Annotated in this window: 16 protein-coding genes; 11 read left to right on the top strand and 5 right to left on the bottom strand. The window is 62.5% G+C overall.

Annotated elements, in window-relative coordinates; translation table 11 throughout:
- Positions 1–16 precede the first annotated feature (16 nt).
- The 5 genes from C8D72_RS10650 to C8D72_RS10630 all read left to right on the top strand — a co-directional run bounded on the left by C8D72_RS10650 (position 17) and on the right by C8D72_RS10630 (position 4067).
- Positions 17–475, top strand: coding sequence for a GNAT family N-acetyltransferase (locus C8D72_RS10650; RefSeq protein ID WP_115854374.1), 459 nt, complete (start codon positions 17–19; stop codon positions 473–475).
- On the top strand, positions 472–1191 hold the full coding sequence (locus tag C8D72_RS10645; protein WP_115854373.1) for a GNAT family N-acetyltransferase: 720 nt from the start codon (positions 472–474) through the stop codon (positions 1189–1191). Before C8D72_RS10650 ends, C8D72_RS10645 begins: the two co-directional genes overlap by 4 nt.
- Positions 1192–1194: 3 nt before the next feature.
- Positions 1195–1833 carry an FMN-binding negative transcriptional regulator gene (locus C8D72_RS10640; protein ID WP_115854372.1) on the top strand — a complete coding sequence of 213 codons (639 nt, stop codon included), beginning with the start codon at positions 1195–1197 and terminating at the stop codon, positions 1831–1833.
- Between the two features lie 90 nt (positions 1834–1923).
- Positions 1924–2883 carry a GlxA family transcriptional regulator gene (locus tag C8D72_RS10635; protein ID WP_115854371.1) on the top strand — a complete coding sequence of 320 codons (960 nt, stop codon included), beginning with the start codon at positions 1924–1926 and terminating at the stop codon, positions 2881–2883.
- Positions 2880–4067 carry an MFS transporter gene (locus tag C8D72_RS10630; protein WP_245955225.1) on the top strand — a complete coding sequence of 396 codons (1188 nt, stop codon included), beginning with the start codon at positions 2880–2882 and terminating at the stop codon, positions 4065–4067. Before C8D72_RS10635 ends, C8D72_RS10630 begins: the two co-directional genes overlap by 4 nt.
- 74 nt (positions 4068–4141) lie before the next feature.
- Here the strand turns inward: C8D72_RS10630 and C8D72_RS10625 are convergent, their stop codons facing one another.
- The 3 genes from C8D72_RS10625 to C8D72_RS10615 form a co-directional block, all read right to left on the bottom strand.
- A complete protein-coding gene (locus C8D72_RS10625; protein WP_115854370.1) occupies positions 4142–4507 on the bottom strand; it encodes a hypothetical protein in 366 nt (121 codons plus the stop codon).
- Between the two features lie 108 nt (positions 4508–4615).
- Positions 4616–6244, bottom strand: a complete 1629-nt coding sequence (locus C8D72_RS10620) for a BCCT family transporter (RefSeq protein WP_211308831.1) — start codon at positions 6242–6244, stop codon at positions 4616–4618.
- Between the two features lie 239 nt (positions 6245–6483).
- Positions 6484–7485, bottom strand: coding sequence for a 2OG-Fe(II) oxygenase family protein (locus C8D72_RS10615; RefSeq protein ID WP_115854368.1), 1002 nt, complete (start codon positions 7483–7485; stop codon positions 6484–6486).
- Positions 7486–7605: 120 nt separating this feature from the next.
- Between C8D72_RS10615 and C8D72_RS10610 the strand changes: the two genes are divergently transcribed.
- The 5 genes from C8D72_RS10610 (at position 7606) to C8D72_RS10590 (ending at position 13204) form a co-directional block, all read left to right on the top strand.
- Positions 7606–8502 (top strand): LysR family transcriptional regulator, encoded by an 897-nt coding sequence (locus C8D72_RS10610; protein ID WP_115854367.1) that lies wholly within the window; start codon positions 7606–7608, stop codon positions 8500–8502.
- Between the two features lie 190 nt (positions 8503–8692).
- Entirely contained in the window at positions 8693–9328 is a 636-nt protein-coding gene (locus C8D72_RS10605; protein WP_245955224.1) for a LemA family protein, read from the top strand.
- A 19-nt stretch (positions 9329–9347) separates the two neighbouring features.
- Positions 9348–10100, top strand: coding sequence for a TPM domain-containing protein (locus C8D72_RS10600; protein ID WP_115854365.1), 753 nt, complete (start codon positions 9348–9350; stop codon positions 10098–10100).
- A 23-nt stretch (positions 10101–10123) separates the two neighbouring features.
- Positions 10124–10774 carry a TPM domain-containing protein gene (locus C8D72_RS10595; protein ID WP_115854364.1) on the top strand — a complete coding sequence of 217 codons (651 nt, stop codon included), beginning with the start codon at positions 10124–10126 and terminating at the stop codon, positions 10772–10774.
- 243 nt (positions 10775–11017) lie between these two features.
- Complete coding sequence (locus C8D72_RS10590; RefSeq protein ID WP_115854363.1) at positions 11018–13204, top strand: TonB-dependent receptor; 2187 nt, start codon at positions 11018–11020, stop codon at positions 13202–13204.
- A 22-nt stretch (positions 13205–13226) separates the two neighbouring features.
- On the opposite strand, the gene C8D72_RS10585 is transcribed toward C8D72_RS10590, so the two are convergent.
- Both C8D72_RS10585 and C8D72_RS10580 read right to left on the bottom strand, forming a co-directional pair.
- On the bottom strand, positions 13227–13850 hold the full coding sequence (locus C8D72_RS10585) for a YqaA family protein (protein ID WP_115854362.1): 624 nt from the start codon (positions 13848–13850) through the stop codon (positions 13227–13229).
- Positions 13851–14053: 203 nt separating this feature from the next.
- Positions 14054–14443 carry a hypothetical protein gene (locus tag C8D72_RS10580; RefSeq protein ID WP_115854361.1) on the bottom strand — a complete coding sequence of 130 codons (390 nt, stop codon included), beginning with the start codon at positions 14441–14443 and terminating at the stop codon, positions 14054–14056.
- A gap of 370 nt (positions 14444–14813) precedes the next feature.
- On the opposite strand from C8D72_RS10580, the gene C8D72_RS10575 reads away from it, so the two are divergent.
- Positions 14814–17051: an NADP-dependent isocitrate dehydrogenase gene (locus tag C8D72_RS10575; protein WP_115854360.1), complete on the top strand. Its 2238-nt coding sequence runs from the start codon at positions 14814–14816 to the stop codon at positions 17049–17051.
- Positions 17052–17054: the final 3 nt, after the last annotated feature.

Here is a 17054-nt window from a genome sequence, read left to right as displayed (position 1 = left end):
CACCGCTGGAGTCACCATGTCCGCCATTCGACCTGCCACACTCAATGACCTCGATGCCCTGACTGTACTGCTGGACGGTTATCGAATGTTTTATCAACAGGGCAGTGACGAGGCGGCCTGTCGCACCTTTCTTTATGAGCGTCTTGAGCACGGCGATTCCTGTCTGCTGGTGCACGACACCGGCCACGGCCCGGACGGCTTCGTGCAGCTCTACCCGGTGTTCTCCACCGTGAGTCTCTCTTCTCGCTGGCTGCTCAATGACCTGTTCGTGGCGCCACATGCGCGTGGGCGTGGTATCGGCCGAGCACTGATGCAGGCCGCCGCCAACCTGGCCCGTGAGCAGGGCGTCACCTCACTGATGCTGCGCACTCAGACCCACAACCATGCCGCAAAGGCGCTGTATGAATCGCTGGGCTGGCAGAAGAGTGACGATTTCGACACCTATATGCTGACCCTGCCGGCGACACGCTCATGACGGCGCCCACCGAACCCGAGACCGCCCCGGTGGGTGAGTGGATCAGCAACTGGCAGCCACCGAATCCGTTTGAGCGTACCCCTCTTGAGGGACGCGACTGCCGTGTAGAACCGTTGAATGTGGCAGCCCATGGCGAGGCGCTGTTTGATGCCTGGCAGGCGGATGGCGCCTCGCGCTGGATCTATCTCGGCGGGCGCCCGTTTGACGATCGAAAAAGCTGTCTGCGATGGCTTGAGCATCAGGCAGTGTTACGCGACCCGATGTTCATGGCGCTTGTGGATCAAGACAGTGACCGAGCACTGGGCGTGGCCGCCTGGCTCAACATTACTCCCGAGCACGGCACGATCGAACTGGGCCATCTGAGCTTTTCCACAAAAATGGCGGGCACTCGAATGGCCACCGAGGCGCTGCATCTGCTGATCGATCACGCTTTTACGCTGGGCTATCGCCGCATGGCGTGGAAATGTGACGCGCTCAATGCGCCGTCCCGACGCGCCGCCCGAAGGCTTGGTTTCCGTTTTGAAGGTCTGTTTCGACAGCACCGGGTCGTGCAGGGGCGTAATCGCGATACGAGCTGGTTTGCCCTGCTCGACCATGAGTGGCCAGCCATTGCCTGCGCACACAGGCAGTGGCTGGCACCGGATAATTTTGATGCTCAGGGACGCCAGCAACAGGCACTGTCGAGGCTGACCGCGCGTGTACTGCAGGAGGAATAAGCCATGTACCTGCCCCGCCACTTTCAAATGGAAAGCCTCGAAGCGCAGCACGCCCTGATGCGGCGCTATCCGTTCGCCACACTCGTCACCGTCTCGAGCGCCGGAATCGATGCCAACCCGCTGCCCCTGCTGCTCAACGCCTGCCGGGGTGAGCACGGCGTTCTCGAAGGTCATGTCGCCCGTGCCAATCCGCTCTGTCAGCAACCTCCCGACCACGCCATGGCACTGTTCCATGGACCGGACAGTTACATCACGCCGAACTGGTATCCGGCCAAACGCGAGCATGGCCGGGTGGTGCCCACCTGGCACTACCTGAGCATCCAGGCGCACGGCACGCTGCGCTTTATCGAGGACACCGACTGGCTGCGCTCGCATGTCGCCGAGCTGACCGACCGATTTGAGAGCGATCAAACCGCTCCCTGGTCGATCGATGACGCGCCAGCGGCGTACATCGATGGTATGTGCCGGGCCATTGTGGGCATCGAGTTTCATATCGAGCGCCTGGCCGGCAAGCACAAGGCCGCGCAGCACAAGGATGACGCCACACGCCAGGCGGTGCATGAAGGGTTTATGACTGCCGGCTGGGACGAGGGGCGCGCCGGGTGGCTGAGCGGCCAGACAGGCCCTGAACGCAACGATTGACCATTAATGTCCGAATCGGTGGGCAACGGGTCGTTGCCGACATCGCCAACCGGTCGCAGACTCGTGCTATCTCTCTACGAGAAGTCGGCGATGTCTCATACCCTGGATCTACTGGTCTACCCGAACTGCCAGCTGCTGGATGCCAGCGGCCCCTGGCAGGTATTTGCCTCGGCCAATGAGCTGGCCGGCAAGGCCTTTTATCAGCTGCGCCTGCTGGCAGAATCGCCAGGCCCTGTCACCACCAATAGTGGCATGACACTGCAGGCCACCCATGCGCTGGCCACGACCCCACCCGGCGATACGCTGCTGGTCGCCGGCGGTTCGGGCGTGCATGACCTTGAGGCGAAAACCATCGAAGCCATTGCACAGCGCGCCGCGACCACCCCGCGCGTGGGCGCGATCTGCTCCGGCGCCTTTGCCCTGGCGTGCGCCGGATTGCTTGATGGCCGCCGCGCCACCACCCACTGGCGCCATGCCGAGGCGCTGGCGCTGCAATTCCCGAAGGTACAGGTCGAGCCGGATGCCCTTTATCTGGAAAGCGGTGGCATCTACACCAGCGCCGGCGTGACGGCGGGTATCGACCTGGCTCTCTCGCTGCTGGCAAAGGATCATGGGCTGGTCCTGGCAGGAGAGGTTGCCCGGGAACTGGTGATGTTTCTGCATCGCCCGGGCAGTCAGGCGCAGTTCAGCGAAGGATTGAAGGCGCAGATGACCCGCCAGGGGCGGCTGCGCCGGCTGGTGGATCGCGTCACCGCCGAGCCCCTCGCCGACTGGCGAATCGATACCATGGCCGAGACAATGGCGGTCACCCCACGCCATCTGGCGCGACTGTTTCGTCAGGAACTGGCGATGACGCCGGGCGCCTTTCTGACCCGACTGCGGCTGGAGGCCGCCCGGCGCCTGCTGCTGGAAAGTGACACCTCAACCGCCCTGATCGCCGAGCACTGTCGCCTGGGTGGTGGCGAGCAGATGCGTCGTCTCTTTCAGCGTCATTTCGGGCTGCCGCCCTCTCTTTATCGGGCGCGCTTTGGCCCGGGAGTGACCCCATGACAGCACGACCCGAATCCACCCGGCTGCCCGTCACGGTCTGGTGGCTGGCGCTGTGTCAGGCGCTGCTGGTCAGCGGCAATATCATGCTGATCACCATCAACCCGCTAATCGGCGCGCGGCTGGCCCCGGGTGACGGCTGGATCACTCTGCCGGTGGCCGCCCAGATGCTGGGTACGACCTGCGCCACCCTGCCCGCCGGCTGGCTGACGGCGCGCTTCGGGCGGCGGCACACCTTCATGGTGGCCAATCTGGTGGGACTGGGCGGCATTGGTCTGGCGGCGCAGTCGCTGGTAAGTGAGAGCTTTGCCGGTTTCAATCTCGGCGCCTTTGCCATCGGCGCCAGCGTTGGTGCCGGCATGCTCTATCGTTTCGCCGCGGTGGATGCAGCGCCCACCCAGCGTGACCGCGCCCTGTCGATGGTGATGGCCGGTGGGGTGCTGGCAGCGCTGTTCGGCCCCTGGCTTGCCGGCGTCTCCCGCAATCTATTGCCAACGCCCTTTCTGGGCACACTGCTGGGGCTTGCCGGTCTGTATCTTGTCGCGCTTATCATTGTGGCCAACCTCGCCCTGACCGATCCGGTTGCTCGGGGCACCCGGGCCGCGCCGACATCACTGACCGCGCTGTTACGACGGCCGAGGCTGGCGGCCGCGATTCTGGCCGCGGCGCTGGGCTATACGGTGATGAATCTGGCCATGACCGCCACACCGCTGGCGATGACCCATCACGGCCATGATTTCGAGGCCACGACCTGGGTGATCAGCATGCATGTGCTGGCCATGTTCGCGCCCTCCTTTGTCACCGGTCACCTAATCCGGCGCTTTGGCCATCTCACCATGATCGTGACCGGGGCGGCCCTGCTGGCGCTGAGCGTGGCCTGCGCGCTGTTGACGCCGGCACTTTCTGCCTTTGGCGTGGGGCTGGTACTGCTGGGCCTGGGCTGGAACTTCACCTTCGTGCCCGCCAGCGCCTGGCTGACCACCGCGCACCGGCCCGAGGAGGCGCCCAGGGTGCAGGCGCTCAACGACTGCGTAGTGTTCAGCCTCGTGACGCTTTCGGCACTGGCGGCGGGGCCTCTCAATGCCTGGCTTGGCTGGCAGCAGCTCAACCTCTGGCTGCTGGTGCCCGTGATACTGATGGCACTGGGTGTGATGGGGCTGAATCGCCGGGCGCTTGCACGCCGGTAGACCGTGGCCGGACACTCGACAGACAGGCCTGCCTCTGGCGTAAGGCGGGCCTATCAACCAGCTCACCTGATGATTTACGGCGCGGTGTCGTCCTGAGTGCGCTGGTCCTGAATATCGCTGGTGCTCTGCTCTGTGCGGAGGGTGTGATCATCGTTCATGGTGCCGGCGCCGTCTTTTTGGCGCTGGCGCTGCGTGCTGTCGGTCACGGAAGAGGCTTCATGGGAGTCGCGAAGCTGCTGCTGGCGATCCCCCTGCATACTGCCGCTCTGGTCCTGCATGCCGCTGGCGCCGCCCTGACGGGACATGCCGCCGGTATTCTGCCCGGACGTTTCCATGGATGGGGAGGACAGATTGTCCTCCCCCGGCTGCGACGAGGCCAGCGCCAGCATGGGCACCAGCGCCAGGGTCAGCCCCCACGATGCGATCTGCGATGCTTTCATGACAGTGTGCTCCAATGAGTCATGCCAGCTCTGAGCATAGAGCGCGCCGGGAGTGTTCACCCTGTTTCAAGGTGCTGCTTTGGTCGGGTGGCTGGCCATTCGGTGCCATCAGCGCCCGGTCGTATCATCCCCCGTATTGCTCCAGTTGCCCTTTTGGGTCCAGGGGTCGTGACGCGGGAACGCTTCGATGCTGATTTCGGGGTCGCTGTAATCCGGTTGATAGCGCAGGTCGTACTTGGCCGCGCGCACAAAGGACACCATCAGCAGCACGGCAATCGGCAACAGCGGCAGGCCGCCCACGACACTGGCCGTCTGCAGTGTTTCCAGACCGCCCAGCCACATCAGTACCGCCGGGAGAATCGACAGTGAGAGGGCCCAGAACAGGCGGTTCCAGCGCATCGGCTCGCCCCCTTCCATTGTCGTTTCCACGGCGGCAGCCAGAATGTAGGACGTGGAGTCAAAGCTTGTGGCCGTAAACAAAATGGCCAGCAGGGTGAAGGCGGCGATGGCGATCCAGGCCATGGGCAGTTCGTGGAGGACGGCAAACATGGCTGCCGTCGGCCCCTGGTCGTTGAGGATGGAGACGGCATCGAGCTGGCCGGTCATCTGCATGTAGAGACCGAAGTTACCCAGCGTGATGAAAAAGGCCGCACACCCGAGACTGCCGAAAAAGATACCGCCGGCGACCATCTGGCGCACGGTGCGCCCGCGTGAAATACGGGCCACGAAAAACCCCATGGTCGGCGAGAACACCAGCCACCAGGCCCAATAGAACATGGTCCAGTCCTGTGGAAAACTGGAGTCGGGAAATCCGTCGATGCCGCCAAAGGGCTCGGTCCATGTCGCCATGCGGATCAGGTTGGAAAGCATCCGTCCGATGGCATCCAGCCCGGTATTGGCCATGAACAGCGTCGGCCCGAGCACGAATACGAAAATAAGCAGACCGATGGCCAGCCACAGATTGATGTCGGACAGGATCTTGATGCCCTTTTTGAGCCCCGACCAAGCACTCCAGCCAAATATCGCCGTACAGATCAGCAGCACGATCAGCTGCGGTCCGACACCCAGCGGCACGCCAAACATCTGGTGAGCGCCTTCATTGATCAACGGCGCCGCCAGACCGAGCGTGGTCGCGGTGCCCGCCATCAGGCCGAAGATGAAAAGAATATCGATCAGCTTGCCCAGCCAGCCGTTGGCGAGTTTCTCGCCCAGTACGGGCAACATTGCCTGACTGACTTTCAATACGCTTCGCTTGCGCACATGCAGGAAGTAGGCCATCGGCAGCGAGGGGATCAGATAGATCGACCAGGTCACGATCCCCCAGTGGAAGATGCCGTAGGTCGACGCCCAGCGCGCCGCCTCGTTTGACATGGGTTCGACTTCAAACGGCGGGCTCTGGATGTAATACATCCATTCGATCACCGACCAGTAGAGAATGCTGGCCCCGATCCCGCCACAAAACAGCATGGCCGCCCACGACCAGGTCCGGAACTCGGCCCGCTCGTCGGCCTCGCCAAGCTTGATCTGGCCCAGATTGCTGAAAACGACATACACCATGAACCCCATGGCCACCACGCCCAGCAGCAGATACAGCACCCCCAGCTGTTCGGTGACCACGTTTTTGGCGGTCAATACCCAGCGCGCGCCGGCCTCGGGGAAAAGAACCAGAGGCACCGCCACGGACAGCAGCAATACGAAAGCACCGATAAACGTCGGCCAATCAATGCGTTTCAACATCCACAATACTCCCATTTTATATTATTCATGAGCCATCGACCGGACAGGTCGCAACGCCGCCGTACCGGCGGTCATGGCACACCTTTTATAATCGATATCATCAGGCAGGGACGCCGCACCGGGCGGTGGCAATCACAGTGCCCGGGGGCAGCCCGAAAGAATCGCAACGTTGCGGGATCGTGCCACGTCAGGGAGCGGCAAGCGTTGGCAGGCGCCTGACAGGCGCCGGTATCAACGCTCTACGTCGGTGCGGTGGGTGTGCGTTCAAGCCCCTGAAATTCGACGAATTCCAGCATCCGCGCCCAGAGCCGATCTCCATAGACATAGCCGTCTCCATCGACACCCTCCAGGGTCTGAATATGGGCATCGACGGCCGGCTCGAAGAAAAACGGGATCGAGTGTCGTGAACGGGTGCCGCCAACGATACGGTGTTCGGTGGCCTGGATGCGCCCATCGGACCAGTCCGACAGCAGCCGGCCAAAATTGACCACCAGCGCGTTATCACGCGGCACAACTTCCTCCCAGTTGCCATCGGGCGTACGCACCTGCAGCCCGCCTACCCGGTCCTGCCACAACAGCGTAATGAAGCCGTTGTCAAAATGCGGCACGCCGACCAGCCAGCGTCGGGCGTCGCCTTCACCGTCGATGGCCGGCATCGATGCCAGCGCATCGGGCGTACGCCGGGGATAGTGAATCAGACGCAGAGTGGAATTGCCGGCATCAAACGGCTCGAGCAATTGCTTGCGAGGCATACCAAGCCCCTCGGCCAGCGCTTCAGCGATCACCCGACCCAGCCGCTCCATGCCCCGGTAATACCCGGCGACATCCGCCGACCAGCCAGGCAGCGCACTCTCCAGCGGCTGCGGTGTCGGCTCACGCAGCGGGTCGCCGCTGGCCGCATCGGCACGCTCCGGATGGGCAACATCCGGCCCCAGATCGATCCCCTCCTTCCATGTCGGATCTTCATCCTGCGGCGGGAAATAGCCGCGATAGACATTGCGATTGCCGGGTTCGAACTTGTGGCGCGCCAGACGCTGCCTGCCACGCGCCTCGAGCTCAAAAAAGCGCAGCAGCCGAGCATGAATGTCATCCGGCAGGTGCAGCTGCTGCGGCGCCACGCCGACCGTCATGAAACCGGAATGGCTGGCCGCCTCAACAATGGCCGCCACGGTCTCGTCCCGCGTCGGACCGTTGTCCAGCAGGGGCGTCAGGTCGATATGGGGAATCAGCGTCTGCGTCATGAATCTGCTCCAGCGTTCAGCGAAAACCGCATCGTCTGGTGGCGATGACACGGTATCGAACGAATTCAGGGATGCAGTATGCTGCGCAGGATCGATCCATCAGTAAAACGAGTCATTTCAATGGCAGCCATCGGCCATACCGATAGTGCAGCGTTGACCGCGCTGGACAGCGACCTGCTGATTGCCTTTGTCACCGTTGTCGACAGCGGTGGATTCACTGCAGCGGCGCAGCATCTGCACAGGACCCAGTCCACCATCAGTCTGCGTATTCGTACGCTGGAATCACGACTGGGAACCGTGCTTATCGAGCGCAACAGTCGTCTGGTTCGACTGACCAGTGAAGGCGAAACCTTTCTGGTCTATGCCCGCCGACTCCTGCAGCTTCAGCAGGAAGCACTTGCGGCGCTGGGCCGGTCACGCCCCGTAACCCTGCGTTTCGGGCTGCCCGAGGACTATGCCGATGCCTGGCTGACGGCGCTGCTGGCCCGTTTCGGCGAACAGCATCCGCAGGTGCAGGTCCACATTCACTGTCGTATGTCGACAGAGCTTCTGGAACAGCTCGAGCGCGGTTTTCTGGACATTGTGCTGGCCGTACGACACACGCCTGAAAGCAGTGGCCGGGCCATTGCCACTGAAGAGGTCGTCTGGGCGGCGCATCAGAACTTCAGGCTTGATCCCGCAAAACCGATTCCACTGGCGCTGTTCCCCGAACAGTGCATCTATCGCCGCCGCGCGCTCACCGCTCTTGCAGGCCTTGGTCGCGACTGGCAGATCGATGCGACCAGTCAGAGCCCCAGCGGGCTGCGCGTCATCGTCAATCAGGCACAAACCGTTACCCTGGTGGATCGACGCTGGCTCCCTGACGGCTGGAAAATACTGGGCGCCGCCGAGGGGCTGCCGGCAATACCGCCAGCGACCCTTGAAGTCCATCGTTCACCCAGTCTGACCCACCCGGCATTTGCCGATTTCATCACCCTGATCGAGGACGTCCTGACAGAACGTGGGCGCCCGGACTGATACCGGCTCAGTCAGGATACTGCTTGAATGCACCCTGCCCGGGCCGCGACATTGATCCTTAAGAAGCGACTGATGACACCCATCAAATTCACCCACAACCGGTCAGTGACCTGTAGACTGACTCAAAGGGCAGGACATCACCACGATCGCCTGCCAACGCTCAAAGTCCGTTCGTTCGAGACCCCGAATCATGCCCATGTATTGCAACCGCTCTTCCTCCTCCCGCGCCGGCCTGCGCCCCGTCTACTGGCAGTGTCTGGCGCTTTTGTGCCTGTGTCTGGCCCTGTCCGGCTGTGGCATCAACAACATCCCGACGCTGGATGAGAAGGTGAAATCCGCCTGGTCTCAGGTCGAAAACCAGTACCAGCGCCGCGCCGACCTGGTCCCGAACCTGGTCGAGACGGTGAAGGGCTTTGCCAACCAGGAGCAGGAGACGCTGACGGCGGTCATCGAGGCGCGCTCGAAGGCGACCTCGATACAGGTCGATGACAGTACGCTCAACAATCCCGAACAGTTTCAGCGCTTTCAGCAGGCACAGGGCGAGCTGAGCGGTGCCCTGAGCCGCCTGATGGCGGTATCGGAGCGCTACCCGGAGCTCAAGTCGAACCAGAACTTCCTGGCGCTGCAGTCCCAGCTTGAAGGCACGGAAAACCGGATTGCGGTGGCCCGTCGCGACTTCATTCAGGCGGTCGAGGCCTACAACACCGAGATTCGTACCTTCCCTGGCAGCATCTGGCACAAGATCATGTACAGCGACCTGCCGATTCGCGAAAACTTCGAGGCCACTGCCGAAAACGCAGACCAGGCCCCGCAGGTAAATTTCTAAAACAACAGGTGATTTCCTGATGCGACTGACACGCTCGCTCACCGTCGGTTTTTTACTGCTGCTGTGCACGGCAGCCGTACAGGCCGCACCCGACTTCCCCGAGCTGACCGGGCGCGTGGTGGACAACGCCGAGCTGCTCGATGCGTCCACCCAGACGCAGCTCTCCGACACGCTGGCCGCCCATGAAGAGGCCACCGGCGAACAGGTGGTGGTGGTCACCCTGCCCGATCTGGGCGGCGAGACCATCGAGCAGTACGGCTATCAGCTGGGCCGCGAATGGGGCATCGGCCAGGAAGGCGAGGACAACGGCGCCCTTTTGATCGTGGCCCTCGATGAGCGCCAGGTACGCATCGAGGTCGGCTACGGCCTTGAAGGACGCCTCACCGATGCGCAGTCTTCCACCATCATCAACCAGGTCATCACGCCCGCCTTCAGCGACGGCGACTTCGCTCGCGGGATCGTCGAGGGCAGCCAGGCCATGATCCAGGTGCTCGGCGGCGACCCGCTGGCGCAGAGCGAGCAGCGCAGCGAACGCGGCTCCGGTGAGTCCAATGAGCTTGGCGGCGCCGGCATCTGGCTGTCGATTCTGATGTTCATCGTCTTGATGATCGTTCGCGGCGGTGGTCGCGGTGGCGGTGGCCTGCTGGGCGGCATGCTGCTGGGCGGCATGCTGGGCGGCGGTGGCCGTTCTGGTGGCGGTCTCGGCGGCGGCGGTGGCTTCAGCGGCGGTGGCGGCGGCTTCGGCGGCGGCGGTGCCTCCGGCGGCTGGTAACGACTCTAAAGGGATAACGCGGTATGTCATTACTAAAAGAGAGCGAACAGCGCGAGGTGGGCGAGGCGATCGCCCGCGTCGAGCGCGACACCGATGCCGAGATCGTCACGGTGCTGGCCGAACGGGCAGACGACTACGCCTATATCCCGCTGCTGTGGGCGGGGCTTGTCGCCCTGATCTTACCTGGGGCGCTGGCCGTCATCGCCGGCTGGTTCGATGCTGCCACATGGCTGGGTGGCTGGACCCTGCTGCTGACGCAGTGGGTCCTGTTTGCGGTGCTGGCAGTGGTCTTTCGCCTGCCCGGCATCACCACGCGCCTGATTCCGCAACACGTGCGCTACTGGCGCGCCGCCAACCTGGCCCGGCGGCAGTTTCTCGAGCAGAACCTGCACCATACGCAGGAGGGCACCGGCATGCTGATCTTCGTCTCGGAAGCCGAACGCTATGTCGAAATTCTGGTGGATGAGGGCATCTCCCGCCGGCTGGACAACGCGGTCTGGGCCGATATCGTGGCCGACTTTACCCAAAAGGTACGCGCGGGTCAGACCAAGCAGGGCTTTCTCGACTGTGTCGAGGCCTGCGGCAAACTGCTGACAACCCATGTGCCCGCCACCCACGAGCGCAACGAGCTGCCCAATCGTCTGATTGTGCTTGGCCGGGACGACATCGGCTAAATCGGCCTGTCACATAGCGCCGGCCGTCATGGCCAGCATCAGAAAGCCACCTCCCGGGGTGGCTTTTTTGCATCACGGCTCCCCTGATCCGGCGAGCGCATCTGCCATGCCAGGGCCAAACTGAAGGCCGCCCTGCTATCGACCCGGTCGGGTTGTCGTCCCGCCCGCCCCCGGGGTAGCGTCTCGTCATGAACAAGAAGCATTCTCAATAAATCGCATAACAACGAGATCACGGGAACCCGGATGCCTTATCAACCCCATGTCGTCACGACGATGGCGATGACGGCCAGCCTGCTGCTGACCCCGATGACGGCCACGGCCGAGGCGCCTGCGCCTGCCACCACAACGACCACCACCCGCCAGGCCACCGAGGCCACGGCACTTGAATCACAGGAGGAGATGGTGGTGGTCGGATCGCGCACGCCTGCCTCGCCCGACCAGATTCCCGGCGCCGTCTGGCTCATCGATCGCGAGCAGATCGAACGCCGCACCCAGGCCGGGGAGGATCTCAAGACCATGCTGGGCAAGCTGATTCCGGGGCTCGATTTCGCCCCGGAAGGGCGCACCGAGTACGGCCAGAACCTGCGCGGGCGCAGCCCCCAGATTCTGATCGACGGCGTGTCGATGACCAGCTCCCGCGGGCTGTCGCGCCAGTTCGACTCGATCGATCCGTTCAATATCGAGCGCGTCGAGGTGCTCTCCGGGGCCAACAGCCTGTATGGCGGCAACGCCACCGGCGGCACCATCAACATCGTGACCAAAACACCCGAGGCGGGCGGGCCGCATTTTGAAACGCGGGTCGGCGCCACTTCCGGGTTCAACAACCATCGCGATTTTGACCGGCGCGTGGCCCAGTCGGTGGCCGGCGGCAGCGAGCGCGTGCGCGGCCGGTTGAGCGTGGCCTATGAAGAGAACGGGCGCTTTTACGATGGCGACAACCGAGAGATCTTTCCGGACCTGGCCCAGACCGATCTGCAGGACAACCGCGCCATCGATGTGATGGGCCGTGTGGATATCGACCTGGCCAAGGATCAGAGCCTGTCGCTTCTGGGCCAGCACTACGACTCGGGCTTTGAGGGCGAGCGCGGCGTCTTCTTTCCCGAGCTTACCGAAGGCCGCCTGGACAACGCCGACATCCGCGGCAATTACAGCGCCGACCGCGACCCGGGCACCGAACGCCAGCTCTACAATGCCAACTACCACCACGGCGATCTGCTGGGGCAGGATTTCTATTTTCAGGCGTACTATCGCGAAGAAGAGAGCAACTTCGGGGCCTTCCCCTATCCCAGTGGCGAGTTTCGCGCCTCGCAGCAAAATACCGACCTGGGTGGCGCCAAGGCCCTGTTTTCAACGGCTCTGCGCGATGATCTCGAGCTGACCTACGGCATCGACTACTACCATGAGCGCTTTACTTCCAACCAGGCCTTTTTCGATCCCGCAACGGTGGCCGCCTCAGGTGGACTGCAGCTTGATACAGCAAGCATTGGGCCGCGCTATCCGGATTACTCGGTCGATGGCCTTGCCGGCTTCGCTCAGCTTGAGTGGCAGGTCACCGAGCGGTTGAAAGTGCAGGGCGGCGTGCGCCAGGAGCATGCCGATGTGGATGTGGATGCTTTCGCCGTAGGCGATGACATAAACGATGGCGGTAGCAACAGCTACAGCAACACCCTCTATAACTTGGGGGTGGTGCAGGAGTACGACAGCGGCCACCGCTTCTGGTCGAACTATAGCCAGGGCTTTGAACTGCCCAACATTGGTGGGGTGTATGACGATGCGCAGTTCGATATCGGCAGCAATCCGGTCGACGGCATCCAGACCGATCAGGTCGAGCTGGGCTGGGGCTATCGCAGCCGCACCTGGAACAGCCAGGTGGCGCTGTATTACGCCTGGTCGGACCGGGCGCTGGACAATGACGAGCAGCTGGGCACCAGCATCATCGATGACAAGCGCCGCGACTACGGCCTCGAGGCGGCCACGTCGCGTTATATCGGGGATCACTGGGAAGTCGGCGGCACCGCCCATCTGACCCGCTCCGAACAGCTCGACGATGACGGCAGCTGGCACAAGCGCGATGCGCGCTACGCCTCGCTGTCCAGCGCCACGGCCTTTGTGGAATGGGCCGGCAATGACCGCTCACTGCGTCTGCAGGGCAATCACGCCTTCGATCTTTCCGACGATGCCAGTGATCTGGGCGCGGCCGGCGACAACGAGATCAACGGCTTCACGACGTTTGATCTGATCGCCCGCCAGCGCACCGACGGCTACGGCACCTTCACGGCCGGCATCGACAATCTGCTGGACAAACAGTACGCCACCGTCTGGGGGCAGCGCGCGGCGATCTTCTATTCGCCCGACTTCGGCCCCGAAGAACTCTACGAGTTTCAGGGCCGCGGACGCACCTTCTCGCTGGGCTGGAACATGAACTGGTAGGAAACGGCATCAGGGGCGGCGGCTAGCCTGCGCTACCGCCGCCCATCAGATTGATCCCCTTGTAAATCAGATAGCCCGCCACCGCGACGATCAGCAGCACCAGCATGGTCCGCTCATGACGCTTCCAGAGCCTGAGCGCCCGATCACCAAAAAAGTGTACCAAAAGCGCCAAGCCGAAATAGCGCGCGCCGCGGGCCAGCATCGCGGCCAACATGAACAGCACAAGGGAGTAGCCGGTACTACCGGCCACCAGCATGGCAATCTGAAACGGGATGGGAATCACGCCGATGGAGAGCACGGCCAGAAAGCCGTTGTCACTGAAGCGCTGGTCGAAATCATTAAACGCCTGCTGACCGCCGAAAAGCCCGATCAACTGATCGCCAAAATACCCCATCGCCCAGACCCCCAGCCCGTAGCCGATGGCCGCCGCCAGCAGATTGCCCGCCAGCGCCACCAGGGCCAGCTGCCAGCGACGCTCGGGGCGCAGCACCATCCAGGGGATCAGCACGGTTTCGATCGGAATCGGCACGATCAGGGTTTCAAGCATCGAGGCCACAAACAGCAGCCAGATGGCACCTGGGTGATCCATCATGTCGGCAAGCCGATTACCGAGACGCTGTTTTTGATGCTGCAGGCTGCCAGCCATGGGGATCCCTTCGTTCATTGCACGGGCCCGTCTACTGGACTGCCCTGATATCTGACAGCCAAGCCTGGCACAAGGACCGCCTGTCTGGCCCGCGGTCTTCAGCCGGAATCAATACCCGCGATCAAAAAACGCCCCTGCCGCAGGGCAGGGGCGTCATGGTTACCGGCATTGGCCCCGATCCACCCGGGGCCGAGAGCGGCGGATTACTGTGCGGTGGTGTTACTGCCACCGCTACCGGATGTCCCCGTGCCGCTGTTGCCGGCGGTGTTGGAACCGGTACGGTTATCGATGCCCTGTTTGGCCTTCTCGCCGGCCTTTTGGGTCATGCTGCCGGAATTGGACGTATGCCTGTCAATTTCCTGGCCGGCCTTTTCGCCTGCTTTCTGCTCCATTTTACCGGTCATGCTGCCGGACTGACCGCTGGTGCCATGATCGCCACCCTGCTGGCCTGTCTGGCTGGCGTCGCCACCCCCCTGCTGAGAGGACATGCTGGTACTGTTACTGACCTGCCCGGTGGAACCTGCCTGCTCGCCGGCCAGTGCCGGAGTCGTGGCCAGTGCCAGAACAAAGGGTGCTATCCATGTCGCTTTCATGTTGCCTCCTGCAATGATTGAGTACTCCTTCAGGGTAGAAAGACCCGGCAATTATCCAAGCGCTGACAACAAATTCTTTGGTATCAGGCATTTAAATAACATGGATTATTTTTTGAGCCTCCCTTGCGCGGGGCCTGCTCATGCACCCGGCAGGGTGCACTGTTATACTCGCCATGATCGGATCGCTGGCTCATGCGGGCGCATTATTCGCATGAGGTCCGGGCGCTTCGCAGGCAAGATTCATCGTCGGGCGAGTGGGTGCGAAGACAGACGATAGACTGCCCTTGCACGACCACTGCGTACCGCTCCAGCTTCATGCAACCGTCATGTATTCCATGCAATCGCAGTGACAAGAGAGGTTTATACCAGGATGTCCAACACGCCGAAAATCATCTACACCCTCACCGACGAAGCACCTGCGCTGGCCACCCATTCGCTGCTCCCCATTATTGATGCCTTTACCGATTCGGCCGGCATCATCGTCGAAACCCGCGATATTTCGCTTGCCGGGCGCATTCTGTCGCAGTTCCCCGATTACCTGAAAGACGACCAGAAGATGGCGGATCATCTGGCCGAGCTGGGCGATCTGGCCAAAACGCCGGAAGCCAACATCATCAAGCTGCCCAACATCAGCGCCTCGGTGCCCCAGCTCAAGGCCGCGATCAAGGAGCTGCAGGGTCAGGGCTACGCCATCCCCGACTATCCCGAGTCGCCGGAAAGCGACAAGGAAAAGGACATTCGTGCCCGCTTTGATCGCGTCAAGGGCAGTGCCGTCAACCCGGTACTGCGCGAGGGCAACTCCGATCGCCGGGCGCCGAAGTCGGTCAAGAACTACGCGAAGAAATATCCGCACCGCATGGGCGAGTGGTCGTCCGACTCGAAGTCTCACGTTGCCCACATGAGCGAGGGCGACTTCTACGGCAGCGAGAAATCCGCCGTGGTCGAGAAGGCCGGCAATCTGAAGATCGAGCTGGTCCAGAAGGACGGCACCACCACCGTACTCAAGGACAAGGTCGCCGTCACCGAGGGTGAAGTGGTCGACGGCGCCAGCATGAGCGCGCGTCGCCTGCGCCGCTTCATCGAAAGCGAAATCAAGGACGCCAAAAAGCAGGGCGTGCTGTTCTCGCTGCACCTGAAAGCCACCATGATGAAGGTCTCCGACCCGATCATGTTCGGCATCGTGGTCGACGAGTTTTATCGCGACGTGCTGGAAAAGCACGGCGAGGTGCTCGGCCAGGCAGGCTTTAGCGCCAACAGCGGCGTGGGCGATCTCTACTCGGCGCTCTCCTCGCTGCCCACCAGCAAGCAGGACGAGATCAAGTCCGACATCGAGGCGCTCTACAAGGAACGCCCGTCGCTGGCGATGGTCGATTCCGGCAAGGGCATCACCAACCTGCACGTGCCCAGTGACGTCATCATCGATGCCTCCATGCCGGCGATGATTCGCGACTCCGGCAAGATGTGGGGCGCCGATGACGCCCGCCACGATGCCAAGGCCGTCATCCCGGATCGCTGCTACGCCGGCATCTATCAGGCCACCATCGAGGAGTGCCAGAAAAACGGCGCCTTCGATCCGACCACCATGGGCAGCGTGCCCAACGTCGGCCTGATGGCGCAGAAGGCCGAAGAGTACGGCTCCCACGACAAGACCTTCCAGATCCCGGCCGACGGCACCGTGCGCGTTACCGATGAGGCAGGCAACGTACTGTTTGAGCATTCGGTTGAGCGCGAAGATATCTGGCGCATGTGCCAGACGAAGGACGCCCCGATCCAGGACTGGGTGAAGCTCGCCGTGACCCGTGCCCGTGACAGCCAGACGCCGGCGATCTTCTGGCTCGACAGCGCGCGCGCCCACGACGCGCAGATGATCAAAAAGGTCGAACAGTATCTGAAGGATCACGACACCAGCGGTCTGGATATCCAGATCATGACGCCGGTCGAAGCCATGCAGTACACGCTGGTGCGTACGCGCCGCGGTGAGGACACCATCTCGGTGACCGGTAACGTACTGCGTGACTACCTCACCGACCTGTTCCCGATCATGGAGCTGGGCACCAGTGCCAAGATGCTCTCGATCGTGCCGCTGATGAACGGTGGTGGCCTGTTTGAAACCGGCGCCGGTGGCTCCGCGCCCAAGCACGTCCAGCAGCTGGTGGAAGAAAACCACCTGCGCTGGGATTCCCTGGGGGAATTCCTGGCACTGGCGGCGTCACTTGAGCACCTGGGCAAGACGTTTGATAACCAGCGCGCCATCGTGCTGGCCAACGCACTCGATCGCGCCAACGGCGAGTTCCTCGACAGTGACAAGTCGCCCAAGCGCAAGACCGGTGAGCTGGACAACCGCGGCAGCCACTTCTATCTGGCGCTGTACTGGGCCCAGGCGCTGTCCGAACAGGACGACGACGCCGAACTCAAAAAGCTCTTTGGCGAGCTTTACGAGACGCTCAGCAACAACGAGCAGGCGATCCTCGATGAGCTCAACGGCGTGCAGGGCAAGGCCGTCGAGATCAAGGGGTACTACCACCCGGATATCGAACTGGCCGGTCAGGCCATGCGTCCGAGCCGCATTCTCAACGATGCACTGGCCACGCTCTCCAAAAAGAGCTGATGC

The sequence above is a fragment of the Kushneria indalinina DSM 14324 genome (assembly GCF_003385845.1).
In the GTDB taxonomy this organism is placed as follows: Bacteria; Pseudomonadota; Gammaproteobacteria; order Pseudomonadales; family Halomonadaceae; genus Kushneria; species Kushneria indalinina.
The sequence above is the reverse complement of the archived record's forward strand: the minus strand, read 5'-3'. Positions and strand labels throughout refer to the sequence as shown.

Coding starts and splice junctions, on each gene's coding strand:
- C8D72_RS10635 (WP_115854371.1), top strand. CDS start 1,924: ATGTCTCATACCCTGGATCTACTGGTCTACCCGAACTGCCAGCTGCTG.
- C8D72_RS10610 (WP_115854367.1), top strand. CDS start 7,606: ATGGCAGCCATCGGCCATACCGATAGTGCAGCGTTGACCGCGCTGGAC.
- C8D72_RS10600 (WP_115854365.1), top strand. CDS start 9,348: ATGCGACTGACACGCTCGCTCACCGTCGGTTTTTTACTGCTGCTGTGC.
- C8D72_RS10650 (WP_115854374.1), top strand. CDS start 17: ATGTCCGCCATTCGACCTGCCACACTCAATGACCTCGATGCCCTGACT.
- C8D72_RS10615 (WP_115854368.1), bottom strand. CDS start 7,485: ATGACGCAGACGCTGATTCCCCATATCGACCTGACGCCCCTGCTGGAC.
- C8D72_RS10640 (WP_115854372.1), top strand. CDS start 1,195: ATGTACCTGCCCCGCCACTTTCAAATGGAAAGCCTCGAAGCGCAGCAC.
- C8D72_RS10625 (WP_115854370.1), bottom strand. CDS start 4,507: ATGAAAGCATCGCAGATCGCATCGTGGGGGCTGACCCTGGCGCTGGTG.
- C8D72_RS10575 (WP_115854360.1), top strand. CDS start 14,814: ATGTCCAACACGCCGAAAATCATCTACACCCTCACCGACGAAGCACCT.
- C8D72_RS10585 (WP_115854362.1), bottom strand. CDS start 13,850: ATGGCTGGCAGCCTGCAGCATCAAAAACAGCGTCTCGGTAATCGGCTT.
- C8D72_RS10605 (WP_245955224.1), top strand. CDS start 8,693: ATGCCCATGTATTGCAACCGCTCTTCCTCCTCCCGCGCCGGCCTGCGC.
- C8D72_RS10595 (WP_115854364.1), top strand. CDS start 10,124: ATGTCATTACTAAAAGAGAGCGAACAGCGCGAGGTGGGCGAGGCGATC.
- C8D72_RS10590 (WP_115854363.1), top strand. CDS start 11,018: ATGCCTTATCAACCCCATGTCGTCACGACGATGGCGATGACGGCCAGC.
- C8D72_RS10580 (WP_115854361.1), bottom strand. CDS start 14,443: ATGAAAGCGACATGGATAGCACCCTTTGTTCTGGCACTGGCCACGACT.
- C8D72_RS10630 (WP_245955225.1), top strand. CDS start 2,880: ATGACAGCACGACCCGAATCCACCCGGCTGCCCGTCACGGTCTGGTGG.
- C8D72_RS10645 (WP_115854373.1), top strand. CDS start 472: ATGACGGCGCCCACCGAACCCGAGACCGCCCCGGTGGGTGAGTGGATC.
- C8D72_RS10620 (WP_211308831.1), bottom strand. CDS start 6,244: ATGTTGAAACGCATTGATTGGCCGACGTTTATCGGTGCTTTCGTATTG.